The organism is Plantactinospora sp. BC1 (assembly GCF_003030345.1).
Classification (GTDB): Bacteria; Actinomycetota; Actinomycetes; order Mycobacteriales; family Micromonosporaceae; genus Plantactinospora.
Genome location: NZ_CP028158.1, coordinates 1,485,551 through 1,511,774, shown reverse-complemented (window position 1 = coordinate 1,511,774; position 26,224 = coordinate 1,485,551). Strand labels below are relative to the sequence as shown.

At 70.9% G+C, this 26,224-nt stretch carries 22 protein-coding genes and 1 riboswitch; of the genes, 7 read left to right on the top strand and 15 right to left on the bottom strand.

The window, feature by feature from the left end; genetic code table 11:
* The first annotated feature begins 76 nt into the window (after positions 1–76).
* Together C6361_RS06370 and C6361_RS06365 are read left to right on the top strand one after the other, a co-directional pair.
* A complete protein-coding gene (locus C6361_RS06370; protein WP_107270773.1) occupies positions 77–898 on the top strand; it encodes a MerR family transcriptional regulator in 822 nt (273 codons plus the stop codon).
* Position 899: 1 nt separating this feature from the next.
* Positions 900–1,523 carry a GyrI-like domain-containing protein gene (locus C6361_RS06365; RefSeq protein ID WP_107256296.1) on the top strand — a complete coding sequence of 208 codons (624 nt, stop codon included), beginning with the start codon at positions 900–902 and terminating at the stop codon, positions 1,521–1,523.
* A 114-nt stretch (positions 1,524–1,637) separates the two neighbouring features.
* Here the strand turns inward: C6361_RS06365 and C6361_RS06360 are convergent, their stop codons facing one another.
* A complete protein-coding gene (locus C6361_RS06360) occupies positions 1,638–2,168 on the bottom strand; it encodes a DinB family protein (RefSeq protein WP_107267098.1) in 531 nt (176 codons plus the stop codon).
* Between the two features lie 324 nt (positions 2,169–2,492).
* On the opposite strand from C6361_RS06360, the gene C6361_RS06355 reads away from it, so the two are divergent.
* Positions 2,493–5,606: a LuxR family transcriptional regulator gene (locus C6361_RS06355; RefSeq protein WP_107267097.1), complete on the top strand. Its 3,114-nt coding sequence runs from the start codon at positions 2,493–2,495 to the stop codon at positions 5,604–5,606.
* Between the two features lie 53 nt (positions 5,607–5,659).
* The gene (locus C6361_RS06350) at positions 5,660–9,088 is read left to right on the top strand and encodes a glycosyl hydrolase family 18 protein (RefSeq protein ID WP_199853268.1); all 3,429 of its coding nucleotides are present in this window, start codon (positions 5,660–5,662) and stop codon (positions 9,086–9,088) included.
* A 98-nt stretch (positions 9,089–9,186) separates the two neighbouring features.
* Here the strand turns inward: C6361_RS06350 and C6361_RS06345 are convergent, their stop codons facing one another.
* Together C6361_RS06345 and C6361_RS06340 are read right to left on the bottom strand one after the other, a co-directional pair.
* Positions 9,187–10,044: an alpha/beta fold hydrolase gene (locus C6361_RS06345; RefSeq protein WP_107267096.1), complete on the bottom strand. Its 858-nt coding sequence runs from the start codon at positions 10,042–10,044 to the stop codon at positions 9,187–9,189.
* Positions 10,041–10,505, bottom strand: a complete 465-nt coding sequence (locus C6361_RS06340) for an SRPBCC family protein (protein ID WP_159079211.1) — start codon at positions 10,503–10,505, stop codon at positions 10,041–10,043. The genes C6361_RS06345 and C6361_RS06340 overlap by 4 nt, the downstream gene beginning before the upstream one ends.
* A 157-nt stretch (positions 10,506–10,662) precedes the next feature.
* Positions 10,663–10,778: riboswitch (SAM riboswitch) on the top strand.
* Between the two features lie 12 nt (positions 10,779–10,790).
* Here C6361_RS06340 and C6361_RS06335 point away from each other — a divergent pair.
* On the top strand, positions 10,791–11,420 hold the full coding sequence (locus tag C6361_RS06335; protein WP_234359367.1) for a GNAT family N-acetyltransferase: 630 nt from the start codon (positions 10,791–10,793) through the stop codon (positions 11,418–11,420).
* A gap of 45 nt (positions 11,421–11,465) precedes the next feature.
* Here the strand turns inward: C6361_RS06335 and C6361_RS06330 are convergent, their stop codons facing one another.
* Together C6361_RS06330 and C6361_RS06325 are read right to left on the bottom strand one after the other, a co-directional pair.
* Positions 11,466–12,224 (bottom strand): DUF6585 family protein, encoded by a 759-nt coding sequence (locus C6361_RS06330; protein ID WP_107267094.1) that lies wholly within the window; start codon positions 12,222–12,224, stop codon positions 11,466–11,468.
* A gap of 283 nt (positions 12,225–12,507) precedes the next feature.
* Positions 12,508–13,227: a DUF2625 family protein gene (locus tag C6361_RS06325; RefSeq protein WP_107267093.1), complete on the bottom strand. Its 720-nt coding sequence runs from the start codon at positions 13,225–13,227 to the stop codon at positions 12,508–12,510.
* A gap of 138 nt (positions 13,228–13,365) precedes the next feature.
* Between C6361_RS06325 and C6361_RS06320 the strand changes: the two genes are divergently transcribed.
* Positions 13,366–14,046 (top strand): hypothetical protein, encoded by a 681-nt coding sequence (locus C6361_RS06320; RefSeq protein WP_107267092.1) that lies wholly within the window; start codon positions 13,366–13,368, stop codon positions 14,044–14,046.
* Between the two features lie 179 nt (positions 14,047–14,225).
* Here the strand turns inward: C6361_RS06320 and C6361_RS06315 are convergent, their stop codons facing one another.
* From C6361_RS06315 to C6361_RS06305, 3 genes are all read right to left on the bottom strand, one after another.
* Positions 14,226–15,320 (bottom strand): glycoside hydrolase family 5 protein, encoded by a 1,095-nt coding sequence (locus C6361_RS06315; protein ID WP_234359366.1) that lies wholly within the window; start codon positions 15,318–15,320, stop codon positions 14,226–14,228.
* Between the two features lie 290 nt (positions 15,321–15,610).
* Complete coding sequence (locus C6361_RS06310; RefSeq protein ID WP_107270770.1) at positions 15,611–16,408, bottom strand: family 16 glycosylhydrolase; 798 nt, start codon at positions 16,406–16,408, stop codon at positions 15,611–15,613.
* A gap of 183 nt (positions 16,409–16,591) precedes the next feature.
* A complete protein-coding gene (locus tag C6361_RS06305; protein ID WP_369931365.1) occupies positions 16,592–18,022 on the bottom strand; it encodes an RICIN domain-containing protein in 1,431 nt (476 codons plus the stop codon).
* Between the two features lie 731 nt (positions 18,023–18,753).
* Between C6361_RS06305 and C6361_RS06300 the strand changes: the two genes are divergently transcribed.
* The gene (locus tag C6361_RS06300) at positions 18,754–19,623 is read left to right on the top strand and encodes a family 43 glycosylhydrolase (protein ID WP_234359365.1); all 870 of its coding nucleotides are present in this window, start codon (positions 18,754–18,756) and stop codon (positions 19,621–19,623) included.
* A gap of 141 nt (positions 19,624–19,764) precedes the next feature.
* On the opposite strand, the gene C6361_RS06295 is transcribed toward C6361_RS06300, so the two are convergent.
* From C6361_RS06295 to C6361_RS06265, 7 genes are all read right to left on the bottom strand, one after another.
* Positions 19,765–20,856, bottom strand: coding sequence for a LacI family DNA-binding transcriptional regulator (locus C6361_RS06295; RefSeq protein WP_107270768.1), 1,092 nt, complete (start codon positions 20,854–20,856; stop codon positions 19,765–19,767).
* Positions 20,857–20,867: 11 nt separating this feature from the next.
* Complete coding sequence (gene kduD, locus C6361_RS06290; RefSeq protein ID WP_107256266.1) at positions 20,868–21,632, bottom strand: 2-dehydro-3-deoxy-D-gluconate 5-dehydrogenase KduD; 765 nt, start codon at positions 21,630–21,632, stop codon at positions 20,868–20,870.
* Positions 21,633–21,634: 2 nt separating this feature from the next.
* The gene (gene iolB / locus C6361_RS06285; RefSeq protein ID WP_107270767.1) at positions 21,635–22,459 is read right to left on the bottom strand and encodes a 5-deoxy-glucuronate isomerase; all 825 of its coding nucleotides are present in this window, start codon (positions 22,457–22,459) and stop codon (positions 21,635–21,637) included.
* Positions 22,460–22,499: 40 nt separating this feature from the next.
* A complete protein-coding gene (locus C6361_RS06280; protein ID WP_107267091.1) occupies positions 22,500–23,684 on the bottom strand; it encodes a glycoside hydrolase family 88 protein in 1,185 nt (394 codons plus the stop codon).
* Positions 23,685–23,766: 82 nt separating this feature from the next.
* Entirely contained in the window at positions 23,767–24,444 is a 678-nt protein-coding gene (locus tag C6361_RS06275; protein ID WP_107267090.1) for a ferredoxin-NADPH reductase, read from the bottom strand.
* A 5-nt stretch (positions 24,445–24,449) separates the two neighbouring features.
* Entirely contained in the window at positions 24,450–25,340 is an 891-nt protein-coding gene (locus C6361_RS06270; RefSeq protein WP_107267089.1) for a carbohydrate ABC transporter permease, read from the bottom strand.
* A 5-nt stretch (positions 25,341–25,345) separates the two neighbouring features.
* Positions 25,346–26,209, bottom strand: coding sequence for a carbohydrate ABC transporter permease (locus C6361_RS06265; protein WP_234359364.1), 864 nt, complete (start codon positions 26,207–26,209; stop codon positions 25,346–25,348).
* Positions 26,210–26,224: the final 15 nt, after the last annotated feature.

Sequence of the window (26,224 nt, the reverse complement as noted above, 5' to 3'; positions counted from 1 at the left end):
TACCCCGGGCACCGCGCCGGACCGGCCAGGTCGGCCGGCTGGACCCTCCCTCGGTGGGAGGGTTCAAGATGTGGCGGTGACCAGGGAACTCCTGCCGATCGGCGCGTTCGCCCGGCTGTGCCGACTCAGCGTCAAGCAGTTGCGCCACTACGACGAGGTGGGCCTGCTGCGGCCGGCGAGCGTCGATCCGGCCACCGGCTACCGCTACTACCGGCGGAACCAGGTGCGGGACGCGATGGTGATCGCCCTGCTGCGCGGCCTCGACGTCCCACTCGCGGCGATCACCCGGGTGCTCACCGGCGACGACGAGGCGCGGGCCGCCGTGTTGCGGACCGAACGGAGCCGGCTGGCGGAGCGGATCGCCGCACAGCAACGCAGCTGGCAGCTCCTGGACCGGCTGCTCACCGGTGACCTGCTCACCGACGGGCTGCTCCGGCACGAGGTGACCATGGCGCACGAGACCGCCCGCCGGCTGCTGGTCCGCCGCGCGGTCTGCGCACCGGAGGAGATCGGCGCGACGCTCGGCGGCGAGATCGGCCCACTGATGGCCGGGATGGCGGGCCTCGACTGGAGACCGCCGGTCTGGGGCCTCTTCCCGGTCGACCTGGGCAGCCAGCTCCGGGTCGCGGTGGGGGTGCAGAGCGACGTACCCGCCGACGCCGTGCCGGGGACGGCCGTCGAGGAGCTGCCGCCGGGTCCGGTGGTGGCGGCGGTGCACGTCGGACCGTACGAACACCTGACGTTGACGTACCAGGCGGTCTTCGCCTGGATCCACGAGCGCGGGCTGCGCCCGTGCGGCCAGGTGCGGGAGGCGTACCTGGCCGACCCGGTGACGACCGAGCCGGCCCAACTGGTGACCCGGGTGGTCGTGCCGATCGAGGACGAGGAGCCGAGCTGAGATGACCACCACGCCGACCAGGACCGATCTGAAGAAGGTGCATTCCCGGCTCTACGCGGCGGGTGCCGCCCCGGCCCTGGTGGAGGTACCGGAGTTGCCCTATCTGGCGATCGACGGTGTCGGGGACCCGGACGGCTCCGGGTACCAGGAGGCGGTGCGGGCGCTGTACACGGTCGCGTACGGACTGCGCTCCCGGCTGCGCCGGGCCGACGTGCTGGATTACTCCGTCGCACCGCTGGAGGGGCTGTGGTGGGGGTCGCAGGAGTGGGACCCGACCCGCCAGGACCGGTCGACCTGGAACTGGACGATGCTGATCCTCCAGCCGTCGCAGGCGGCGCAGCCGGATCTGGTCGCGGAGGTGCTCACGGAGACGGCCCGGAAGAAGCCCGGGGTGCCTGTGGACCGGGTCGAGCTGCGCCGGTTGACGGAGGGAACGAGCGCGCAGCTGCTGCACATCGGACCGTACAGCGAGGAGCGGCCGACCCGGGACCGGCTGATGGCTTTCCTCGACGAGTCCGGGTACCGGATCTCGGGGCACCACCACGAGATCTACCTGTCGAATCCGGCCCGGACGGCCGCGCCGAGGCTGAGGACGATCCTCCGCTATCCGGTGACCCTGCGCTGAGACGGTCCCGCCCCGGCGGGCGCCCGCTCGCGGCGGCCGGGATCCGTTCCGTGCACGGCGGTTCGGTCGTCCCCCACACCTCGCGGAGCAGCGGTCCGTGCCCGGCGCGGAGGCTCAGGGCATCGCACGAGCCTCGTGCAGCAGCCGGAGCTGGCCGAGTTCGGCGACGTTCTTCATCAGCTCCGCGTTGACCCAGGCGACCATGTGCGCGACGGTGTGCGCCGGGTCGCCCTGCCACGGGAACGGGGCGGTCTCGTCGAGGTCCGCCTCGGTGAGCCCGTCGAGCACCGACAGCCACTCGGTACGCAGGGCGCGCAGCCAGGCGATGGTCGCCGCGAGGTCGCCGGGCCAGTACACCTCGGTGCGGTCCGGCGGGGTGCGTCCCCGGGCGTGGTCGACGGTCGCGCTCCACCACCAGCCGAGGTGCCAGCTGAGCCAGCCGACGGTGGGAACCGGGACCGGATCCGGCTCGGTCTCCGACCAGTCCGGCAGCCATCGGCCCGCGTCGTCGGGGCGTACGGTCCAGGAGAGCGCGGCCGGCTCCCACAGCAGGTGGGCGGGCTCCAGCCGCTCCAGGTGGTATTCGAGCAGCGACCAGGTCAGGTCGAACTGCCATCGCAGCAGCTCAGCACGGGATGCGGACACCGGGCGATCTTCGCATCGCAGCCGTGGCGGGGCGAGCGGTTATCCACGGATCAGAGGCTCCGATCCGATCCGGCGCCCGCGCCGAAGTTCGGACCGACACCCCGGGCGGGAGCCGGCCGGGGGACCGGCAGAGGGTAGTATCGATGTCTGAGCCGTCGTCCGCCGTACGCTGCTGCGCACTGGCGCGCGGAGCGTGGTCACGGTCGCGCCCGGGGCGGCGGTGGGTGCTCCGACGGCTGACGCCGCGCCCGCCACTCCGCCCCGGATGCCGTCCGGGACAGCGCCGGACGGCCCGGCCACTCTTTCCCGACCAGGGTGTCAGCGATGACGCCGCGACGACGTTGCGCACCGGGCGGCAGCCGGCTGCCGCGCACCCCGTCCGCCTGCCCCATCCCACTATCCACCGAGGACGATTCCGAATGTCACGAGTCGGCGCTGCAACCCGGTCGGGTCAAGGTCTCCGCCAGCCGTCCGTGGGGTGGCCGGGCTGACTGGCGTACCCGTGCCACGCCCGGTACGGCGGCGGCCGGGGTCGAGCCAGGCGATCGTCGAGACGGTGCAGTACCGGACGGGGGTACGGTGACGGATCCGGACCGCCTTGTGGGGCGCGACCAGGAGCTGGGATTGTTGACCGCTGCCGTGGGCGAGCTGGCGCGCGGGCGGGGTTCGGCGGTCTGGGTCGAGGGCGAGCCGGGCGTCGGCAAGTCCGCGCTCGTCGAGGCGGGCATCGCCGCGGCCCGTGGCCTCGGTTGCGAGGTGTTGTGGGGTACGGCCGACCACCTGTCGCAGCGCTCCCCGCTCGGGGTGATGGCGAGCTGCCTGGGCGTCCGGGCGCGGTCGCCCGACCGGCGGCGCGCCGAGATCGCCGAATTCCTGCTCAGGCGCGGTCCCCGGCTCGTCCGCGACTTCGACGTGGTCTACGCGGCGGCGGCCGAGATGCTGGTCGCGTTGGTGGACGAGCTCTGTACGGCCGCACCCACCGTGCTCGTGATCGACGATCTCCAGTGGGCCGATCCGGCGTCGGTGACGGTCTGGCAGCGCCTCTGCCTGGCCGTCGAGCAGATGCCGCTGATGCTGGTGGGGGTCTGTGGTCCGGTGCTGCGCCGGCCCGAGGTGGTCAACGTCCGTACCGTGGTCAGCCGGCGCGACCATACCGTGATCACACTCGCACCGCTCACCGAGACCGACACGACCACCCTGGTGGCGACGCTGGTCGGAGGCTGGCCGGGCCCCAACCTCGCCCGCTGGGTGGCCGCCGCGATGGGCAACCCGCTGCACCTGCGGGAGTTGGTCGAGGCGCTGCTGCGGGAGCGGATGATCCGGGTACGCGGCGACGTCGCCGACCTGCCCGACGACGAGGCCGACCGGGTCCCGGTGTCCCTGGCCGACGCGCTGAGTGGCCGGTTGAGCTTCGTACCCGACCTGGCGGTGCACGCGCTCGACACCGCCGCGATGCTCGGGCACGAGTTCGCCGTGACCGAGCTTGCCACGCTGGTGCGGGAACCGGTGTCGGTGCTGTCGGACGGGCTGAAGGACGCCGTCGCGGCCGGGATCCTGGTGCGCTCGGGATCGCGGATGGCGTTCCGGCATCCGCTGATCCGGCAGGCGCTCTACGAACGCATGCCGGTGCCGGTACGCGCGGCTCTGCACCTCGACGCGGCCCGCGTGCTCGCGGACGCGGACGGTGATCCGCTGACGGTCGCGCAGCAACTGCTCGCGGCGGATCAGCTCGGTGACCGGTGGGTCCGCGGCTGGTTGGTGGCGACGGCGCCGGTGGTGGCGGCACGCGCTCCCGATGTCGCGGCGACGCTCCTGCGACGGGAGCTCGGCAGGCCGTCGGCGGCGGCCGGGGACCAGGCGCCGGTACTCGCCGCGCTGGCCCGGATCCTGCTCGGGATGGGCCGCCACTCCGAGGCCGCGTCGCACGCCCGGCGGGCGATCGCGGTGTTGACCGGGCCGGAGGACCGGGGCGAGATGTACTGGGTGCTCACCCGGGCGCTGATCGGTGGCGGCCGTACGGACGAGGCCCTCGACGCGCTGCGGGACGTCTTCGGGCAGCCGGGGCAGCTCGGGTCCTGGCACCCCCGGCTGCTGGCGTCCTCGGCGATGGCGCTGCGCGCCAGCCGGGGTGACCTGGTGGCGGCCGACGCCGCCGCCGTCGAGGCGCTGCACGCGGCCGAACTCTCCGGCGACGCGTACGCCATCGGGTACGCCCTGACGGATCTGTGGCTGACCGAGTCGGTCCGGCGGCGGCACCGCTCCGCGCTGGAGCGGGTGGACCGGGCGCTGCGGGTGCTCGGCGACGAACCGGACCATGCCGACGTGCGGATGTTCGCGCTGCATGCCCGGGTGTTCACCTTGCAGAACCTCTGCCGGTGGGCGGACGCCGAGGCGGCGGAGCGGCAGACCCGCCAGGTCGCCCGGGAGCCGGGCAACGCGATGGGTTCGGCGACCGGGGTGACGGCCGCGGTCCTGCTGTACTGGACCGGGCGGTGGGACGACGCGATCGCCGAGCTGCACTCGGTCGACGAGGACGGGCCCGGGATCACGTACGCCGGGCTGCGCGAGCGGGGGCCCACGGTGCTGCGGCACGGGGTGGCCGCCCTGCTCGCCGTCCGGCGGGAGAACCCGACCGCCGCCTCCGAACATTTCGCGGCCGGTTCGGCGTTCCCGGTGGAGACCCTTGCGGACCGGGAGAATCGGGATTTCCTGCTGGCCGCTCAGGCGTTGGCCGCCGAGCGGGACGGCGCGCTCCGGCTGGCCGTGTCGACGTTCGGCGAGATCCTGGACCGGCGTCCGGGCGAGATGACGCTGATCCACCAGTGGCTGCCGGACCTGGTACGCGTCGCGCTCGCCGCCGGGGACCGCGCTGCCGCCCGGGGTGCGGTGGAGGCGAGCCGGCGCGAGGCCGCCGCCGAGGCGGAGCCGTGGCGGGCGCAGGCCGCCCGGCTGCGCTGCGAGGGACTCTTCGGCGACGATCCGGCCCTGGTGCGGGCGGCGGTGGCCCACTACCGCGCGGTTGGTCCGGCCGTCGATCTGGCGGGCGCGCTGGAGGATCTCGCGGTGCTGCTCGCCGGGCGGGACACCGCCGCCTGCCGTGCCGCGCTGAACGAGGCGGTGGAGCTCTACGCCGGGTTCGGCGCGACCTGGGACATCCGCCGCACCGACGCCCGGCTGCGGCGGCGGGGGATCCGGCGGGGCGTCCACGGCACCCGGACGTCCCGCGCCGTCAGCGGTTGGCCGGCGTTGACCGACACCGAGCGCCGAGTCGCCCTGCTGATCGCCGAGGGCCGGTCGACGCCGGACATCGCGTCGACCATGTTCCTGTCCCGGCGTACGGTGCAGACGCACGTCTCCCGGGTACTGGCCAAGCTGGAGCTGCACAGTCGGGTGGAGATCGCCCGGGAAGTCAACACATTGACAAACATCGATAGGTGAAGCCGCGTCAGTTGCCTGATGTCCGCCGCCGGGAGGCCGGGGACGCTGTGGCGATGACGTTAGCTGCCCGGGTACCCCGAAGATCTCTGATCCTGCTCTCCGTCCTCACCCTGCTGGCCGTCTCCGGAGCCGTCGGCCCGGCCCGGCCCGCCGCAGCCGCCACGACGATCCCCTCCACCGCCGCCGAACGCGCCGAACTCGCCCAGTGGTGGGCGCCGGTGCACTTCCAGGACGTCGACACCAGCGGCGAGACCTCGTTCGGCGGCGAGTCCGACTACATCACGTCGTACGACTTCGACGGCGACCTCAACGGCCGCAACAACTGGGAGAACGCCAGCGAGTACCCGTTGGCGGCCCACGTCTACTACTCCGTGGTCCAGACCCGGAGCTTCTCCTACCTGATCTACATGTTCTTCCACCCCCGCGACTGGGCGGACGCCGCGCTCGACGACTACGAGGAGGACGCGACCGAGCACGAGAACGACGCCGAGGGCGCCCTCGTCGTCGTGGCCAACGACGGCTCCGCGCACGGCACGCTCAAGGCCGTCGTCACGGTGTCGCACAGCGACTTCTACTCCTGGGTACCCGAGGGCAGCGACTTCGCCAGCGGCGACGAGGACGTCGACGGGGTGATCGCGACCAGGGGCAGCCCGCACGACGACGGTCACCAGCGCCCGTGGACGGCCCAGCAGGCCGGCACCCACGCCGCGTGGGCCATGGGAGCCACCCGGAAGCCCTCCCCGGACCTCGGAGACCAGTTCCGCAACGGCGACGGCATCCTCTACCACCCCGGCACCACCGCCGAGGTGCCCGACGGGCCCAACGACCGGGACGTGCAGTACACCCTGATCGACATCTTCGCGCAGAACGGCATGTGGGCCAACCGCAACCTGACGACGTTGTTCGCCACGTCGAACAATTTCGCCGGTGACGACGGCGGCAACCCGTACGGCGCCATCTGCGGCGAGGGCGGGGTGGCCGGACCGGCGGACGGCGACTGCCCCACCGACGCCGCCAACCCGGCGTGGGCCTGGGACGACTCCGACGACCTCCCGGGCCGGGGGTACCTGGCCACCAACCCCGCCGAACTCGTGCACAACTATTTCGACTGGCCGGGCAAGCCCGACTCCGCCGACCTCGGCTACACCTGGAACGCGTACAACGACGTCACCCCGGCCGACCCCGTGCGCAACGGCGGGGTGGGCGACCCGATGGAGCAGCACCCCGGTGGCGACGACGGCGGTACCAAGCCGGCGACCGGTGCCCACCACACGTGCCGCCCGGACGGGATGACGCCGACCGCCGGCGTGACCGCGCCGTACTGCCACGTCTACCAGAGCGACGGCCGGGAGTGGCTCGGCCAGGGCCGGTCCCGACGGGTGATCGGCTACTTCAACGGTGGCCGCACCGGCGCCGACGGGACGCCGTACTACCTGGTCAAGAACATCCCGTGGTCGAAGGTGACGCACCTCAACTACGCCTTCGCGCACATCGAGAACAACCGGATCTCGGTCGGGCAGGCCGGTCCGGGTAACCCGGCGATCGGGATGACCTGGCCCGGGACGCGCGGTGCCGAGATGGCTCCCGACCTGCCGTACCAGGGGCACTTCAACCTGCTGACCAAGTACAAGCGGCTGCATCCACGGGTGAAGACGCTGATCTCGGTCGGCGGCTGGGCCGAGTCACGCGGCTTCTACACGATGACCACCAACGCCGACGGCACGGTCAACCAGGGCGGGATCAACACCTTCGCGGACTCAGCGGTCGACTTCCTGCGCCGCTACGGCTTCGACGGGGTGGACATCGACTACGAGTACCCGACCGTGCTGGACCAGACCGGCAACCCCGACGACTGGGACACGGCGCGGTCCCGCCGCCCCGGACTGCCGGCCAGCTACACCGCGCTGATGAAGACGCTGCGCGAGAAGCTGGACCGGGCCGCCGCCACGGACGGCAGGTACTACCTGCTGACGTCCGCCTCCTCCGCCTCCGGCTACCTGGTACGCGGCATGGCGAACCAGCAGGCGCTGCGGTACCAGGACTTCACCAACCTGATGTCGTACGACTTCCACGGCACCTGGAACGACGTGGTCGGCCCCAACGCCCCGCTCTACGACGACGGCAAGGACGCGGAGCTGAAGGAGCTCTACGAGACACCGGAGTACGACGGCCTCGGCTACTTCAACACCGACTGGGCGTTCCACTACCTGCGCGGCGCGATGCAGGCGGGACGGATCAACATCGGCATCCCGTACTACACCCGGGGCTGGCGGGGCGTCACCGGCGGCCAGTCGGGGCTGTGGGGGACGTCGAAGGGTACCGACTGTGCCCCCGGCACCGGCCTCGTCCGGCCGTGCGGCAACGGTGCCGTCGGCATCGACAACATCTGGCACGACAAGACCGCCGAGGGGGAGGAACTGGGTGCCGGCGTCAGCCCGATGTGGCACGCCAAGAACCTGGAGAAGAACGTCATGCCCGGGTACGCGAACAGCGTCGGCCTGACCCCGGACGACGACCCCTCCGACGAGATCAGCGGAGAGTACGTCCGGCGCTGGGACGACACCACGAAGACGTCCTGGCTCTGGAACGACAGCAAGGACGTCTTCCTCTCCACGATGGACACCGAGGGCCTGGACGAGGTCGCCGACTACGTGATCGACAAGGGCGCCGGTGGCGTGATGATGTGGGAGCTGGGCGGCGACTACGACTGCCCGGCGCGGGTCACCGGCCAGGATCCCTGCCGGATGGGCTACACGATGACCAACAGGCTGCACGAGCGGCTGGCCGGGGTGGGCGCCTACGGGGCCAGCCGTAACACGGGCAGCTCCGTGACGATGCCGTCGGCGGCGATCGACGTCCACGTGGAGCTGGTGGAGTACGGCTCCACGGCCACGGAGCTGTGGCCGATGCAGCCCAAGCTCCGGATCACCAACAACACCGCCGGCACGCTCGGCGGCGGCAAGGACGTCGAACTCCGCTTCGACCTGCCCACCTCCACCCCGCCGCTGGTCAAGGACGGCAACTGGCAGACCGGACAGCAGGGCGGCAAGTGGCAGGTGGAGCCGGGACACACCGGCCCGAACGCCGGCGGCGGCCTGAGCGGCGACTTCCACCGGGTCGGCCTCAAGCTGGACTACTGCCAGATCATCCCGCCGGGAAAGAGCCTGGACATTCCGATCATCTACTACCTCCCGGCCACCGGACCCGTGAACACCACGCTGAGGGTGGGCGACCAGCGGTTCGCGCTCCTTTCCGAACACAACCGGGGATCGTCGCAGACGGCCCCACCGGCGGGCGGCTGCTCCGCACCGGCCTGGGACGCGAGCAAGGTCTACAACCCGGCGACCCAGCCGGTCGAACAGATCACCGTGAAGTACGGCGGCAAGGTCTGGCAAGCCAAGTGGTGGACCCAGGGCAACATTCCGGGTACCGGACCGGACCCCGACCATGAGCCGTGGCGGCTGATCGGGCCGGCGAGCTGAGCCAGCGGAGACCGGGGCGTCCCCAGGTCGCGACAGCGACGTGCGGGGCGCCCCGATTCGCGGCGCGGTTGCGCGCTTCCGACCGGAGGGGCCGGCTCTCAGCCCCGTCGTCCGACGATCTCGGCCACCTCGCCCGGCCTGGACAGGAACGGCGCGTGTGCGGAGTCCAGCGTCACGACGGAGGTCGGATTCTCCGGGAAGGCGGCATCGGCCTCCGCGACGAGTACCCGCTGGAGTGCCGGGCGGATCGCCATGTCCCGGGCGCAGACGACGTAGGTGCGGGGGAGGGAGCCCCAACCGTCCCGGGTCAGCCGGGTGGTGCCGCGCATCATGCTGACCGGGGCGTCCGGGGTGAGCAGGCCCAGGGCGGCGTCGGCGACGACCGGGGCGACGTCGCCGTAGAACGCGTCGCGAAGCTGCTGACGATAGCCGGGGTCGTTCGAGGCGAGGTCGAGCCGCAGCGCCCCGATCACCCCCGGATCGCCCCGAAGGGCGGGCAGCACCAGCGCGCCCGCGTTCTCCGGCAGCGCGAAGTACCCCTCGGCCGCCCGGTCCGAGCCGGGCATGATGGCGGCGAGGTAGACGGCGTGCGCCACCAGTTCGGGAACCTGCTGCGCCGCCCGGGTCAGGACGGGGCCGCCCATGCTGTGCGCCACCACCGTGACCGGGCCGCCACGGCCCAGCCATTCGATCTGCGAGACCAGCAGCTCGGCCGCTCGGTCGAGGTCCACCTCCGCCACCGGCGAAACCTCGGTGGCCAGCGCGGCCGGGTCGAACGGACGCACGGTCAGGCACTCGGGTCGACGGGCGCGCAGCCCGTGCCCGGCCATGTCGACCGCCAGGGTCGGGCGGCCGTACGGCACGAGCTGGGCGATGACCTCCGTCCAGCACCAGGCACCGTGCCAGGAGCCGTGCAGCAACAGGATCGGGGTCGACCCGGGCCGTGCGGTGGTCACACCGATTCTCCTGCCGGTCGGGCGCCGGTTTCCGCACACCTCTTCAGCGCGCTCAGCCAGTCGCGCAGCGAGGCCTCCAGCGCGGTGCGCAGGTTGGTCGGATCGACCCGGACGGGCTCGCCGTCCCAGGACTCCTCGGTCCGGACAAGGACGCCCTCGGGCTGCGGGCTGAACGTCCACACGTGCAGGCCGTCGATGCCGCGTGTCCGGCCACCCCAGGCGATGCGCCGCTGCGGCACGAGTTCACCTATCGTGGACGTGATCTCCAAGCCTGCGGTGCACCAGTCGAAGGTGGCGCCGACCCGCAGCGGCCCGCGCAGGTTCGCCCGCTCGATGTGCGGGTTCCACTCCGGCCAACGGTCGATGTCGGTGTGCAGGTTCCACACCGTGCCGGGCGCGGCGCGGGTGAAGACCTCCAGTTCGACGACCACCGGGGCGTTGCGGTTGACGTCCATCGCCATACGCACAGCGTTCCGGGCCGACCGACGGCAGACATCCGGCAACTGACGCGTCTTCATCCATCGAAATCGGGCTATGTCCGGAGGCCGGCCTTCCGGCGCCTCCGGCGCTCCTCGGCGCTCCGGTCGCGACGGGGGCGGTGCTACGATCGCCGGTACAGGTCATGAGCGCCAGCGCCAAGCCCCGGCTCGCTGGCCGGCAACCCTCCGTTCGCGGGCGGGGTGCTCCGGGTGAGGACCAGGCTCGGCACGAGCGATGCCGAGCAAGCCGCGAAGCAGGAGGTCCCGGTGTCGTCGATCCCTTCCTTCGACCAGGACACGGCACCCGAACAGCACCCCACGCCAACCGGCCGGGTACTACTGCGCCTCGCCGGCGCCGACGACGCCGAGCAGATCGCCCGACTGCACGCCGAGAGTTGGCGCCGGCACTACCGTGGCGCCTACGCCGACTCCTTCCTCGACGGTGACGTCGCCGCTGACCGGCACTCGGTCTGGTCGGCCCGCCTGGCTGCCCCGACCAACAGCCGGACCGTGGTGGCCGAAGAGGAGGGCCGACTCGTCGGCTTCGTCCACGTCGTGTTCGACCACGACCCCCGGTGGGGCAGCCTGGTCGACAATCTGCACGTCGTGCACGGCCACCAGCGGACCGGTGTCGGCAGCAGGCTCCTGGCCCGCGCCGCCCGAGCCGTCCTGGAACACGCGACGGCGGAACGGATGTACCTCTGGGTGCTGGAGCAGAACACGGCGGCGCAGCGCTTCTACCGCGCCTGCGGAGCCCGCAGCGTCGAGACGGCGACGGCGTCACCGCCCGGCGGAGACCCGTCCCGACTCAACGGTGCTCCCCGCAAGTTCCGGATGGCCTGGCCGGACGTCACGGAGCCGAGTGGCCTCGACACCCGACGCCGAGACGACGGGTAGCGCAGCACGCTCTCGGCGCCGGAACCCGCTCCTGGCGCCCCCCGGTCAAGGCAGCGCCCTCGCCGGGTTCGCCGTCCCACCGCGTGTGGTGGACGCGATCCTGAGCAGGCAGGCGAGATCCGGGATCGTCCGGACCTGCCGGGAGATGACCTGCCGGCCGGCCCGGTTCCAGATGCGCAGCCGCACCCGCCCCCGCTCCACCCGTGCGACGTCCGACCAGGCCACGAATCGCCGGCCGTCGCGCACTCCTGCGGCGCTGAGGGTGATCGGGCCGAAGACACTGGTGCCGGTCTCGGCGATCTCCGCGGTCCGGCGCGGGTAGGTCGTCTCGGTCACGGCCCGCTCCACGGCCCCGGCGAGCCGGCCGAGGCCCGCGTACGGGGGCCTGGCCAGGTTCAACGTCGTGCCGTCGGTCAGCTCCAGTACGCAGCGCGGGAACTCCTCCACCGGGCCGAGCTGGTAGATCCGGGTGGTCCAGACCCGGACGTGCGCGACCTCGGCCCAGCGGAGCAGGCGGGTCACGGTGGTCGTCCCGGTGGTGGTGAGCAGGCCACCGGTGCAGAGGTACAGGTGACAGCGGGACCTGCGCCAGGCGGGTACGGCGAACAGCACCCCGAGCCCACCGGCCCCGGCACCGATCGCCCGCCCGACCTCGTCGCCGAAAACCAACCCGGACACCCCGAGTACGCCGCAGGTGACGGCGAAACTCAGCTCCATCGCCACCGCCTGTCGATAGCGCTCGACCACCTCACCGAGGCCGGTCTCCGCGACGATCTCCGTGATCTCGGGCGGGCAGTTCCGCATCCGACGCTCACCTCCCGGACGATCCTGCGACGTATCGGTTCCCATCGTCGTCCGGGCGGTCAACGGGTCGCCGGCTGGAACGGCCGGGACCGGTGGCGGCGCGGGGTGCGCCACCACCACCAGCACCACTCGATGCGACGATCAGGTCCAGCTCGGTCGCCGGCGCTGCCCGCCACCGGCCAACGCTAACGACACGACGGCAGGGCCACGCCGAACGCCCCCGACAGAGCCTCCACTCGACCCTCCGGCCGTACCCGCGACCCTGACCGGCAAAGAGATCCGGCTACCGCACGTCGATCCGTACCGCTTCCGCGTCTGGATTGGCGGCGAGGAACGCGACCGTCTCGTCCTGGATCGCGAACAGTTCGCGCAGCGGGGCCGGCCGACGTGCGGTGGCGGCGAGGTCCTCCTGCGCCTCGCTGGACCACAGGAACGGGTAGACCGCCAACCCGTGTGACGCCGGCAGTTGCTCGACCTCGGCGCGCCATCCGGGCCAGCGCTGCGACTCGTAGAACTCGGCCGTCCCGCCGGCTGCGATCCAGGACAGCCAGGCGCCGTGCCCGCAGCCGAGCTCCTCCCACTCCAGGCTGTCGGGCGCGAAGTAGCAGACCTCGCCGGGCTCGCCCGGGCGGCCGATCGCGGCCGGACCGGCGCCGCTGACCTCGAACCGGCCGCCGAGCACGTCGTGGCCGACCAGCAGGGCCGCGGGCGGTTGGCCGTCACCGGGTAGGCCGTTGGCCTCGGCCAACGAGGGCAGACCCCGCTCGGGGCTGCCGCCGCCGAGCACCCGCAGCCAGCCGCCGTCGACCAACAGGCCGCCGGTGTGCAGCGCCAGGGCGCCCAGACGGGACCGGGCGGTGACCTGGAGCCGGTGCAGGCAATCCCGACCGGCCTCCGGATCGACCGGAAGGACTTCGACAGCCGGGCCGAGCGCGGCCAGCTCCGCTTCGAGTACCGGCCATGCCGGGTCCGGAGTGTGGATCAGGTCGTCAACGGGCCGCATCGCGCCATTATGGGTCACCCCCCGAAAGGAGGCGGTGCGGCGCGGACGGCGACGGGGCAGGGCGCGCGGCGACCGGGCGCAGGTGGGCGCGTCAGGTCAGGTGATCGAGGGCGCTGTCCGCCGAAGTACGGTCACCCGGTGACCGCGTACGACATCGCCGCCGGACTGCCCGGCATCGACCGGCTGCGGCAGCGCTGCAAGGCACTGGCCGTGCTCGACCGCATCATCGACGACGGGGACGGCTACTACGCCTACACCTCGGCCTGGGGTGCGGACGAGGCGGCGCTGATGAGCAACGGCAGCGGCGACGAGTGGGCCGTGGTGTTCACCGCCGACGGCGCGTTCATCCGGGTCTTCGATCACGAGTCGGCGATGTCGCCCTACGGCGGTCCGGACCACGAGCTGTGGCCGGGCCTGCTCGACGGTCTCCCCGTGGTGTTTCGTCCGCTGGTGGAGGAGCCCGCCTTCGGCGACGAGGCCGGGCGGTTCGTCGCCACCGCGGTGCTGTGGCGGTTGGTTGGCGACGACCGCTGGCACGCCGGTGAAGGCATCACCTTCCCGCCACCGAGCGGGTTCGACGATGATGGCGGGCCGGACGGGTCCGGGATGCTCGAGATCCTGCTCGACGACATCGTCGACCGGTTCGTCGAGTTCGCCGCCGACTACTACGAGATCGAGCCGGACCGGGCGGCGGTGGAGCACGTCGTTGCCCACCGTCCGCTCACCGACACCGTGCTGCGGGCGCTGAACCCGCGACACACCCTCGCCGACCTGACGGAGGACCTCGCCGCGATCGGTTACCCGATCACCGCGAGGTAACGAGCACCAGGTTCCGGCCCGGTCACGAAGGTACCCGTGGCCCCACCGACCCGGACGGCGCCCCGGTGCCGAGCACGACGCACGACGCTCGGCACCGGGGCGCCTGGTACCGCGAATCGCCGATCAGGTGGCGACGAGCGTTGGGCGGCGCGGTCCACCGCCCGTGGCGGGGAGCGGAGTTACAGTCCCCAGCCGTACCGGATGCGGTCGCGGCCGGAGGCGTTGCGGGCGGTCAGGTTCAGGTTGGTGCCGCTGCCGCTGAGGGCGAACATCGAGTAGTGGTCGTAGCCGAGGCTTCCGGTCGGCTTGCCGCCGAGCGCCGGCCAGTAGGTGCCGCCCATCCGGTTGTCCCGCATGACCTGGGTGACGGCGCGGATGTGACGCACGAAGTTGTCGGTACTGTTCGCGTTGGCGTAGTCGAGGCCGGTGGACATCGGTGCGCCGTACTCGGTCACGACCGCGCGGGAGGCGCAGTTGCCGAGGCGGGTCTGGATGTGGCTCCGGAAGGCGTCGTACGTCATCGCGCTGTAGAAGAAGGCGTAGTGGTGGAAGGAGAGCAGCGTCCCGCTGAAGCGGCTGTCGTTGCAGACGTCCCGCAGGTCCTGGCTGTAGCCGGTACCGCCGATGAGCACCCGGCTCGGCACCGCCGAGTAGTGGTAGCTGAGCCAGTTCGCCGCGACGTTGCGCCAGTCCGCCGAGCTGTAGCCGTGGGGCTCGTTCATCGGTTCGAAGTAGACGTTGGTGTTGGAGCCGTAGGTGTTGGTCACCCGGGACCACATCGTGTTCCACGCGGCGAGGTTGGTGATCCTGCCGCCGGAGGCGGCGCCGTCCTCCCAGTAGGCGAGGATGACCTTGAATCCGCGGGCGGTGGCGGCGTCGATGGCGCCCCGGTAGTTGTTCCACCACGTCGTACCGACGGTGTGGGTGTTGATCGGTAGCCGGACCGTGTTGACGCCGACGGCTGCCATGTCGTCGTAGAGGGCGTTGGCCTTGGCCCGTACGGTCGCGTTGCTGTCGGACTGGCTCAGGCCCTGGACGACCAGTGGGCCCGTGCTGAAGTTGTCGCCCAGCACGGCCCAGTTCATCCCCCTGAACTGGTTGGTGGCCGCGCCGGCCGGGGATGCGCCGCTGACGGCGGCGACCGGAATCAGCGCCACCGCGGCCAGGGCGCCGACGAGGACGCGACCGAGTGATCGTCGACGGGATGTCGGCACCTCGTCGGGTCGAGGGTCGGGCATGCCTCGGCCGATCTGGATGCCCTGCTGCGTTGTCAATGTCTCGTCCTTCCTCTTGGTGTGCACCGGTGGGGCCGGCCCGGACGGGAAACGCCGTGGCGGCGGGCCGCAACACTCCAGCAACATCTTCTTAATTCAATGTGAACGCTCACACCATCTTCCGAACCGACTCGTTCACAAACAGACATAGACGAACATGCGCCGGGATCAGGGACGGCCCCCTGGACGATCGCCGCGCTGACCGGACGCCACACCGACGAGTCGCCCGGACCGCACCCCGGCTGGTGGGCACCGGCGGGCCGCGCCCACGTCCCGGTCCGCCGGGGTCGTCAGTTACGGGTACGGCCGAGGTAGACGTTGCGGGCGCGGTAGAGGGTCTCCGCCGTCGGGCCGGGTGAGCCGGAGGAGCCCTCCATCTGGAGGTTGATGATCAGCCACATCGGCTTGCCGACGAAGTTGGACCCTCGGTGCTGACCCTTCCACTGACCGTCGAGGTAGTAGTGGATGTCGACGTCGGTCGCGTTGACCTTGGCGATCCAGACCCGGTACTCGTGCCACGCGCCCGGGTTCGACACACCGACGATGGTGTTGTCCCACGCCCCGTCGTAGGTGTTGAACCAGTTCCGCGCGTCGCCCTTGTATTCGAGTATGTCGCTCTCCGGCGGCCAACTGTTCGCTCCGGTGAGCCAGAACGCCGGCCAGGTGCCACGGCTCGACGGTGCCTGGAACTCGCCGCGGACCTCGTAGTTCGGGAACTGGTCGTTGACGAGTACCTGATCTTTCGCGTGGATGGCGCCGGAGTGGTACCGGATCGGCAGGTGTGGGTCGGCCGAGCTGGTCCCCTCGTCCCAGGTGATGCGGGTGGCCTTGATGTTGAGTTGTCCGCTGGGGGAGAGGTAGACGTGGTTGGTGTCGGTGGCGCTCGCGTACATTCGGGCGCTGCCGTTGTGGTCGGAGCCCCAGGGGTAGCGGAAGTTCCACTCGGCCATCAGCGCGTTGCGGTCGGCGAACGACGAGCCGTCGATCAGCGTCTCCCAGGCGGCCGCCCGGGCCGGCGGTTGGACGAGCATCACGGTGCCGGCGAGCAGGGTGCTGAGGGCGAGCACGGCTCGGACTGTCCGGATCATCGTCACCACCTCTCCGCGCCGCGCGGACAGCGCATCGCTGCTCTGGTCATCACTTCTCCGCCTTTCTCCACGGGGTCGGGGACGATCGGATATCGCGGCCACCTTCCGGGTCGCCGTCCGGGCCCGGTGCCGAAGGCCCGTGCCGACCGGGGTCGCCCGGGGCGCGCGGACCGGTGCCGGCTCTCAGGACTGGGTGCGTGTCCACTGCTGGTTGGTGCCGCTGCCGCAGGTGTACTGGGTGATGTCGGTGCCGTCGGTGGTGCCGCTGCTGACCACGTCGAGGCACTTGCCGCTGTGCCGCGCCCGGAGCTGGTAGTAGCTGCCGGTGGCGACCCACTGCCACTGCTGGTTGGTACCGTTCCCGCAGGTGTACTGGACGATGTTCGCGCTGTCGGCGGTCGAGGCGGATGCGACGTCGAGGCACTTGCCGCTGTTCTGGTTGACGATCCTGAAGTAACCGCTGCCGGCGTCCTGGAACTCCCACTTCTGGTTTCCGCCGCCGTTCCAGCCGTACTGCTTGACCTCGGCGCTGTTCGCCGTCGAGCTGCTCACCACGTCCATGACCTTGCCGCTGTGCCGGGCGGTGATCCGGTAGTACGGCGGTGACTGGCCGGTGATGGTGCCGGTGCTGGCGTCGATGGTGATCGACGGGTACCAGTCGAGGCGCATGCTGGTGCTGGACGGGAAGGTGATCGGCAGCCAGACGTACTGGGAGTCGTTGACGGGTCCGCTCCAGGCGCCGGCCCAGCGGTCGCCCATGTAGAGGTAGCTGGTGGTGGAGCTGCCCTGGATCGGGAGTACGAACGTCGGCTGGGACCGGAAGGTCGTCGAGTCCCCGACGTTGGTCCAGCCGGTCCACGGGCCGGAGATGCTCGACGCGGTGGCGTACTTGGCCTGGTTGGGGTTCCAGCCGGTGGCCGCCGAGGTCAGCAGGAAGTACGTGCTGCCCCGCTTGAACATCGCCGGTGCCTCTCGGTGGGCGTCGTTCCAGAAGTTGCCGACCAGGGTGGCGACGTTGAGGTAGTCCGCGGTCAGCCGGTAGATGTGCAGGTCGTAGTTCTCGTCGGCGGCCGAGATCATGTACGCGGTGCCGTTGTCGTTGTAGAGCGTGATGTCCCGGGACATGTGCTGGCCGAGCGGCCGGAAGCTGCCGTGGTAGGTGTAGTTGCCGTCGACGGTGGCCGACGAGGCGACGGCGGCGCGGGCCTCGCTGTAGTTGGAGCCGTTCTCCTTGTGCATCCACATCACGTACCGACCGGTGCTGGCGTTGTAGATGACCTTCGGCCGCTCGATGTTGGCGACCTGTAGCTCGGACGCGGACGACTGGGTGAGGACGTTGTTGCGGAACTCCCAGTCGCGCAGGTTGGTGGAGCGGTAGACGGAGACCGCGCGGAAGGTGTTGTCCGCGTTGCGGTTCTCACCGAACCAGTAGTAGTAGCTGCCGACCTTGAGCACCCCGCCGCCGTGGGCCTGTAGCAGGTTGCCGCTGGTGTCCCTGAACTGCGTACCGTTGGTGATGGTGACCGGCTCCGCCTGGGCGGGCGTGCTCGTCCCGGCCACCGCTGTCACGATCGCCGCCGCGGTGACGGCGAGCGACAGCCCCAGCGATAGCAACCGCCTCTCCCTCTTCACTGCTGTGTCCCTTCTGTTCGTCCGGTGTGGTCGGGCGGGCGGCCCGGCCCTGCTGTGCCGCCTGGCACGTCCCGGCCCCGGCCCTCCGGTGCTGGCGCCGGCCTCCGACCGGCCAGCCAGGTCGCCGGTGTTGACGGTCCGGCAACACCTTGGTAATCGAGCGTCAACCAGCGCGCCATACTTCGAACCGATTCATCCACGGACATTCATAAACGAACATCAGTGGCTGCCGCGACGTGTCCGATCCACGCTAGAATCATCTGCCCAGCTCAGGCTTGGAACGTCGGAGCCAGTCTATAGATGAGCGTCGAAGGCTGTTGCCGGTGGTCGGCCTCGCCGGAGCCCGACGCCGCCGTCGGCGCGCACCGACCGCCGGTGGCCGGCTCCGGTCGCCGGACCGGCTGCGGCGTGCGGAGCGGTACGGAGAAAGGATTGGCAGTCTTCGAGGGTTGACAGGGCTTGATGTGATCGCTAACACTTTCCCGCAACGCCGGACGTACCACCGATGGCGTTCCGCCGACGCGGATGCCCGGCCTGCGACCGTGAGCGTACAACCCTTGCAGCCCCTCGGAGGCCAACGTCAGGCCACCGACTCTCGGTCGCGTACCAGGGAGAACCGCCGCCGATGTGAGCGCTCACAGAGTTCGGATCCGGGTTCCGCTCTCCGACGAGATTCCCAGGAGGTAGCCGAAGTGGTAACCGACGAGACGGTCGTGTCCGGTCGTGGCCGATGGTGGGCCGCACTGGTCGGGGTGCTCATGCTCGTGGCCGGTCTGCTCGCCGTGCCGGCCGGCCCGGCCAGTGCCGCCAGCAGCTACGTGTACACCACCTTCAAGGGCGACGGTGCCGCCGACCAGGAACTGTGGGTCTACCAGTCGACGAACGGCACCAGCTTCAGCGTCCTCGCCGACACCAACTACCGGGGGCCGACCGGCGTGTTGCGCGATCCGAGCATCATCAGACACAACGGCCGGTACTACATCGCATACACGGTCCAGTCGTGGACCACGAACTCGACCCACTTCAACGTCGCGACGAGTACCGACCTGACGTCCTGGACACACGTCGCGAGCGTGGCCTCGGGCATCGCCAACACCCGCTTCGTCTGGGCACCGGAGTTCTTCGTCGAGGGCAGTACGATCCGGATCATCGCCAGCGTCGCCCAGACGACCTGCTCGGCCTGCTTCCGGCCGTACGTCTACACGGCGCAGAACAGCACGCTGACCTCGTGGAGCGGTCCGGCGCAGATATGGGGCCTCGGCACGAACCACATCGACACGTTCGTCGTGAAGGACGGTGCCACGTATCACGCGTTCGTCAAGGACGAGACGTCCAAGTACATCGAACACTGGACGACCACGGCGGGCCTGACCAGCGGATGGGTGCAGCGTGCCGCGCTCTGGACGGCGGGACACGAGGGGCCGTCGGTGCTCCGGATGGACGACGGTACCTGGCGGATCTACATCGACCGTTACACCAACGGCGGGATCTGGACCGCGACGAGCCCGGACCTGAACACCTGGTCCGGCATCACCCGGGTGTCCTGTTCCGGCTGCCGGCACGGCACGGTCGCTCGCCGGTGAGCCGGCCCTCGGGCCCGTCACCTCGTCCGGGCGTCAGGGCAGGGTCCGAACGGAGACGTCGGTAGGCCGGCGTCCGGTCGCCGTCATCCGACTCCGCCACCCTGCCGGAACCACAGCCACCCACGTCATTCGCCAGCCCCGCTAGTGAAGTGGTGACAGTGGCAGCGACGATCCGCGGACGACCAGTTCGGGCGCGAGGAGTACGCGGTGTGGAGGGCGCCGCTCGCCGTCGAGCAGACGCGACACGATGAGCTCGACGGCGAGCCGCCCGACGTGGCTCTTGGGCGGCCGGACGGCGGTGATCGCCGGATCGGCGAGGTGGGCGATCTCGTCGTCGTAGGAGACGATCGCCAGGTCACCGGGGATGGCGATGCCCAGCTCGGCGCAGAACTGGGCGACGGCGATGGCGTGCGGATCGCTGTGGACGATCAACGCGGTGATCCTGGCGAGCCTGCACTGCCGGAGGATCCGGACGATGACGTCCCGCTCCCCGGGCGCCGTGACCGTCTCCTGCAACACGAGGGCGCCGGAGGCTCTGGGATCGGTGGCGGCGGTCCGCCAGGCGCGCCCCAGGTGCTCCGAGGTCGGACTGCCCTGCGCGAGGACCAGACCGATTCGTCGATGCCCCTGCTGCCGAAGGTGGTAGACGGCGATCTCCAGGCCCAGGGAGTGGTCGCTGCGTACCCATTCGATCTGGCGGGTACCGGGTGTCCACCGGCGCGGTTGACGTTCGACCAGGACGGTAGGCACCGGTAGCTGGCCGATCCATTCGAGAATCTCGTCGGCGTCGTCGCCGTCCAGGCTCGGTGCGAGCAGCAGGCCCTGGACCTGCCGGGCCTCGACGAGGCGGCCGATCTGGCGGCGGTCCTCGTCCGGGTCGTAACTCGAACCGCGCAGTTGCACCGTGACGCCGAGCGCCGCCGCGGCGGCGCGGGCACCCGCCACGATCGGCGGCCAGTAGAAGTCGAGCGAGGGCACCACCATGCCGATGGTGAAGCGGACGGCGGCCCGTCGGGGCTGGCTGAGGGTGTTGTTGCCCGACGGCAGCGTCGCACCGCCGTGCACCTTGGCCACCAGGCCGCGCTCGGCGAGGGCGGTGATGTCGCGGCGGATCGTCAGCTCGCTGACCCCCAGCTCGCGGGCGAGGTCGCGGACCCGTACCGCACCACTCCCGCGAAGCTCCGCGAGCAGCCGCTCCTGCCGCTGCGCGCTGAACAGTCGATCTGACTCCACGATCCGCACTCCTATCGGGCGAGCCAGCCTCCGTCCACCGGAAGGACGGCGCCGTGCACGTACCGGGCGGCGTCGGAGGCGAGGAAGACCACGGCGCCCGCGAGGTCCTCGGGCGCGCCCCAGCGCCCGGCCGGGATGCGTTCCCGGATGGCGCGTTCCCGGTCCGGGTCGGCGCGCAGCGGCGCGGTGTTGTCCGTGGCGATGTAGCCGGGGGCGATCGCGTTGACGTTGACTCCGCCGGCGGCCCACTCGTTGGCCAGGGCCCGGGTGAGGCCGACGACGGCGTGCTTGGCGGCGGTGTACGACGGGACCCGGATGCCGCCCTGGTAGGAGAGCATCGACGCCACGTTGACGATTTTCCCGTACCCCTGGCCGAGCATGACCCGCCCGGCCGCCTGGCACAGCTGGAACACCGCGTCGAGGTCCACCCGGAGCACCGCGTCCCAGTCCTCGGGCGGGTGTTCGAGCGCGGCGGCGCGGCGGATGATGCCGGCGTTGTTGACCAGCACGTCGAGGCGGCCGAGTCCGGCGACCACCGCCTCGACCGCGTCGGCGAGCGCGGCCGGCCCGGCCGTGGACAGGTCGGCGGGTACGACCAGCACCCGTCGCCCCAGTCGCTCGACCGCCGTGACGGTGTCGGCGGGCTCGGTGCGGCCCAGCAGGGCGATGTCGGCGCCGGCCTGGGCCAGTGCCGTCGCGATGGCCCGGCCGATGCCGCGGTTCCCACCGGTGACGAGGGCGACGCGGCCGCCGAGCCGGAAGGTGTCCAGGACCATCGCTACAGGCCCATGCTGCGCAGGGTCGGTACGGTCTGGCCCACCCAGGCCAGGTCGGCGTCCTCACGGGCACCCTGGGTACGCTGGGTGCCGGCGAGGAACCACAGGAAATAGGTGGTGTAGCCGGGCGCGCTGACCACGGTGTGGTAGCCCTCCGGCATCATCTGCATCACGTGCTCGCGGATGGTGACGTTCTCCTCGTAACCCTCGTCGGTGTAGACCCGGCTGATGCCGAACCCGCCGGCCGGGTCGACGCGGTAGTAGTACATCTCCTCGTGCGCGGCCTCCGCCGGCAGGTTGTCGACCCTGTGCCGGTGCGGCGGATAGGTACTCCAGTTGCCGGAGGGCGTGTAGGTCTCCCCGACGATGAGCCGGCGGGCGGGCAGCTCCGGCTGGGAGATCTCGGTGAGGATCTGGTGGTAGGTACGGCCGAAGTTGGCCGCGCCCCACCGGCCGCTCGCGACCTGCTCCGGTGCGATGACGTAGGGATCGGTGGCCAGGTCGCTGGGCGCGCTGGGCAGGGCGATCTCCACGTCGGTGACGGCCTCGACGGTGACGGTGGCGCCGGCCGGGATGTAGACGGAGTGCGGCTTGCCGGAGAAGACGTCCGGACGCCGGCCGACGTCCGCGAAGCGGTGTTCGCCGACGGTGAAGCTCGCGGTGCCGCCGAGGACGACCGCGAGGATCTCCCGGCCGTCGGGGTCGCCGGTCCAGGAGCCGCCGGCCGGCAGCCGCAGCAGGCTGAAGTCCAGCAGGCGGCAGGGGTTGAAGGGCAGCGTGTTCCGGCCGTCGGCGGCGGGGATGGTGCAGTGGTAACGGTAATCCATGATCACCTTCCGGGGTGCGGGCTGGTCGGGGCGGCGGCGGTTACCAGGGGCTGGTCCAGTCGGGGGTGGTGGCGCGGGTGAGGGCCTCCAGATAGAAGTAGTCGCCCCAGAGGTTGCCCTCGTCGACGCCGATCCCCTTGGGCTTGTCGTAGACGCCGTGCAGGATCAGCGCGTTCGAGGCCGGACCGCCGTCGGTGGCGTAGCCGTCGGCGAGGGAGCGCAGGATCCGGCCGGCGGCCGACCGGTACCGGTGTGCGACGTCCGCGTCGGTGAGGTTGTCGGCGAGTTCGACCAGGCCGCAGGCGGCGATAGCGGCGGCCGAGCTGTCGCGATCCTGGCGGCTGCCGTCACCGAACTCCAGGTCCCAGTAGGCGACGTGGTCGGCCGGTAGCCGGGCGAGGAAGCGGTCGGCGCAGGTCCGGGCGGCGGCGAGCAGGCCCGACTCCCCGGTGTACCGGTGGTTGAGGCTGAATCCGTAGATGCCCCAGGCCTGGCCACGGGCCCAGCAGGAGTGGTCGGCGTGGCCCTGTTCGGTCTCGCCGCGCAGTGCCGCCCCGGTCTCCGGGTCCCAGTAGAAGGTGTGGAAGGTGGTGCCATCCGGGCGCAGGATGTGCCGGCGCAACTGCGCGCTGTGCCGGCGGGCCGCGCTGGCGTAGCGGCCGTCGCCGGTGGTCTGGCTGGCCCAGAAGAGCAGCGGAGTGTTCATCAGGCTGTCGATGATGGTGCGGCCGCGCTGGCGGGGGTCGTCCAGGTCGCCCCAGGCCTGGATGATCCCGGCCGGTTCGAGGACCCGGGTCATCAGGTGGTCGGCGGCGGCCAGGGCGGCGGCCCGGGCGCGCGGGTCACCGGTACGGCGGGCCGGGATGACGCAGGAGAGGGTGTAGAGGAACCCGAGGTCGTGGGTGTCCAGGTCGATGCCCCGGGCGACCCTGGTGGCGAAACTCCGCACGTGCGACATGGCGGCCCGCTGGTAGCGGTCGTCGCCGGTGAGGTCATGGGCCAGCCAGAGCATTCCGGGCCAGAAACTGGTGGTCCAGCCGACGTTGGCGCCGGAGGGCTGGCCGGCGGTCGGCGGCCGCAGCGGGTAGCGGTTGTCGACGGTGGTGTCCGCGGGATACCGGTCGGCGAAGCTGTCGATGTTCGCGTCGAGGGTACGTATCGCGGCGGCCACCGCGGCCGCCATCGCTTCGGCGTCGGGGCCGGGACGGACGTCGGTCGCCGTCATGGATGCTCTTCCTCCTCGTGGGTCCGGGGCCGGTGCCGCCGGTGTCCCGGTCCGAGCGCCGGGGCCGTCGACGTGCGTCTGCTCAGGTGATCTGCGGCGCCGTCGTCGGCGGGTCGAGCGCGGGACGCAGGCTGAACCGGCTGTTGGCCCAGACGACGTAGAGCAGCGGTGCGGCCGCCACGCCGAGCGCGATCGCGGGCCGGGCCACGAAGAGCTGCGTCAGCAGTGCGAGGACCAGCAGCGACGCGGCGCTGAGATACCAGCGGCGCACCGCGAGGTAACCGCAGGCGCGGGCCACGTCGCGAAGCCGCGCGGCGGGTCGCGCGGCGATCGCCACCAGCCCCAGCAGCCCGGTGGCGGCGGTGAGTACGGTGAGCACGGCCAGGATCGGCAGCGTCAGCGCCCCGGCCCGGTGACCCCACACCGCGTACGCGTCGACGCCGAGCACGACCAGGATGGCCGTGGCGACCGCGGCCCAACACGTCGCCGGACGGGCGCTGGCCCGCCAGGCGCGACCGAACGTTCGCAGCACGCCGGTGCCGGTGCCGTCGGAGTAGGCGGACATCAGCGCGAAGACCCCGCAGAGCGCGGGCGCGCAGGTGGGTGCCACCAGTGCGTAGAGCGGCCAGGCCCGCGCCGCCTCCGTGGTCAGGGCGAGCACGACCAGCGGCAGGCAGCCGGCCACCAGCAGCAGGTTGCTGACGAGCGCCAGCCAGACGCCGTCGAAGACGGCCGAGATGGTGTTGTGGCGCGAACGCATGCCGCTCAGCCCTTCAGTCCGGTGGTGGCGATGCCCTCGACGAAGTACCGCTGGCCGAGCAGGAAGATGACCGCGACGGGGAGTACGGAGAGCACCGAACCCGTCATGATCAGTGCGTACTCCGCGTTGTACTCGTCGATGAAGGTGCGCAGTCCAAGTTGGATGGTGCGCAGCTCGGGGCTGCGCAGGTAGATCAGCGGGCCGAGATAGTCGTTCCAGGTGGTGACGAAGGTGAGCAGGGTCAGGCTGGCCAGCGCCGGCCGGGAAAGCGGCAGCATGATCCGCCGGTAGATGCCGAACTCCGTCAGCCCGTCGACCCGGGCCGACTCGCTCAACTCCTCGGGGATCGTCTCGTAGTACTGCTTCATCAGGAACACACCGAACGCGCCGAACGCCTGGAGCGCGACGATCGACCACAGCGTGTTCGACAGCTGGAGTTTCGACATCAGGATGAACTGCGGAATCATGTAGGACTGCCAGGGCACGGCGAAGGTGCCGAGATAGGCGAGGAAGAGCAGGTTGCGGCCGGGGAAGCGGATCCGGGCGAAGCCGTAGGCGGCGAAGCTGCCGGTGAAGACCTGTAGGAAGGTGACGACGACCGAGAGCAGCAGGGTGTTCCTCAGCCACGTCGTCACGTCCGAGCGCTGCCAGATGTCGAGATAGTTGTGCCAGACCACCGGATCGGGAAGCCACTGGATCGGGATGGTGAACACGTCGTTGTTGGTCTTCAGCGAGGCGACCACCATCCAGTAGAACGGCAGCAGCAGGCCGCCCGCCGCGAGCGCGAGGGCGGCGTACCCGGCGATCCGCCAGCGACGTGCCGGGACGCGTCGGCGGGCGGGCCTGCCGCCGACGGGTACGGTGACGGCCGGGGCGGGCGCGGGGAGGTCGGTCACGGTCGTCAACTGTTCCTCCGCTTGTTGACCATGAACTGGATGACCGTGATGCCGAAGCAGATCGCGAACAGCACGATGGAGACCGCCGAGGCGTAACCGAACTGGTTCTCCTCGAAGCCCTTCTGGTAGATGTACTGCGAAAGCACCAATGTGGACTGTCCGGGGCCGCCGTCGGTCATCACGAGGATGAGGTCGAAGACCTTGAAGCTTTCGATGGTGAGCATCACGGTGACGAAGAAGGTGGTGTGGCGCAGCCCGGGGATGGTCACGTTGACGAACCGTTGCCAGGGTGTGGCGCCGTCGAGCTGGGCGGCCTCGTAGAGCTGGGTCGGAATGGTCTGTAGGCCGGCCAGGAAGAGCAGCATGTAGTAGCCCATGTAGCGCCAGGTGCCGACGATGATGACCGCCGGCATCGACCAGTCGGCCGAGGTGGTCCAGCCCGGCGGGTGACCGATCCCGACGGCGCCCAGGAAGGCGTTGACCGGGCCGTACTCGGGGCTGAAGAGCTGGTTCCAGACCACCGCGATCGCGACGATCGAGGTGATGTAGGGGAGAAAGGCGACGGTACGGAAGAACCGCACGCCACGCAGCTTGCGGTTGAGCAGCAGCGCCAGTCCGAGCGATGCCGCCATGGTGAGCGGGATGTGGAACACCGTGTAGTAGACGGTGTTGCGCAGCGCGGTCCAGAAGCTCGCGTCGCCCCACATCCGCCGGAAGTTGGCGGTACCGGTCCACTCGGCCACCCCGAAGACGTTCCAGTTCGTGAAGGCCAGATAGAACAGCACCACGACGGGTACGAGGGTGAGCAGGGCGAAGCCGGCGAAGTTCGGCAGGATGAACGACCAGCCGGCGAGCGTGTTACGCCACACCGATCCCCTGCGTCT

What these genes read in the sequence shown, in the direction of transcription:
- C6361_RS06365 (WP_107256296.1), top strand. Translation starts at nt 900, where the DNA reads ATGACCACCACGCCGACCAGGACCGATCTGAAGAAGGTGCATTCCCGG.
- C6361_RS06355 (WP_107267097.1), top strand. Translation starts at nt 2,493, where the DNA reads ATGACGCCGCGACGACGTTGCGCACCGGGCGGCAGCCGGCTGCCGCGC.
- C6361_RS06350 (WP_199853268.1), top strand. Translation starts at nt 5,660, where the DNA reads ATGACGTTAGCTGCCCGGGTACCCCGAAGATCTCTGATCCTGCTCTCC.
- C6361_RS06340 (WP_159079211.1), bottom strand. Translation starts at nt 10,505, where the DNA reads ATGGCGATGGACGTCAACCGCAACGCCCCGGTGGTCGTCGAACTGGAG.
- C6361_RS06330 (WP_107267094.1), bottom strand. Translation starts at nt 12,224, where the DNA reads ATGCGGAACTGCCCGCCCGAGATCACGGAGATCGTCGCGGAGACCGGC.
- C6361_RS06325 (WP_107267093.1), bottom strand. Translation starts at nt 13,227, where the DNA reads ATGCGGCCCGTTGACGACCTGATCCACACTCCGGACCCGGCATGGCCG.
- C6361_RS06310 (WP_107270770.1), bottom strand. Translation starts at nt 16,408, where the DNA reads ATGATCCGGACAGTCCGAGCCGTGCTCGCCCTCAGCACCCTGCTCGCC.
- kduD (WP_107256266.1), bottom strand. Translation starts at nt 21,632, where the DNA reads ATGGTCCTGGACACCTTCCGGCTCGGCGGCCGCGTCGCCCTCGTCACC.
- iolB (WP_107270767.1), bottom strand. Translation starts at nt 22,459, where the DNA reads ATGGATTACCGTTACCACTGCACCATCCCCGCCGCCGACGGCCGGAAC.
- C6361_RS06280 (WP_107267091.1), bottom strand. Translation starts at nt 23,684, where the DNA reads ATGACGGCGACCGACGTCCGTCCCGGCCCCGACGCCGAAGCGATGGCG.
- C6361_RS06275 (WP_107267090.1), bottom strand. Translation starts at nt 24,444, where the DNA reads ATGCGTTCGCGCCACAACACCATCTCGGCCGTCTTCGACGGCGTCTGG.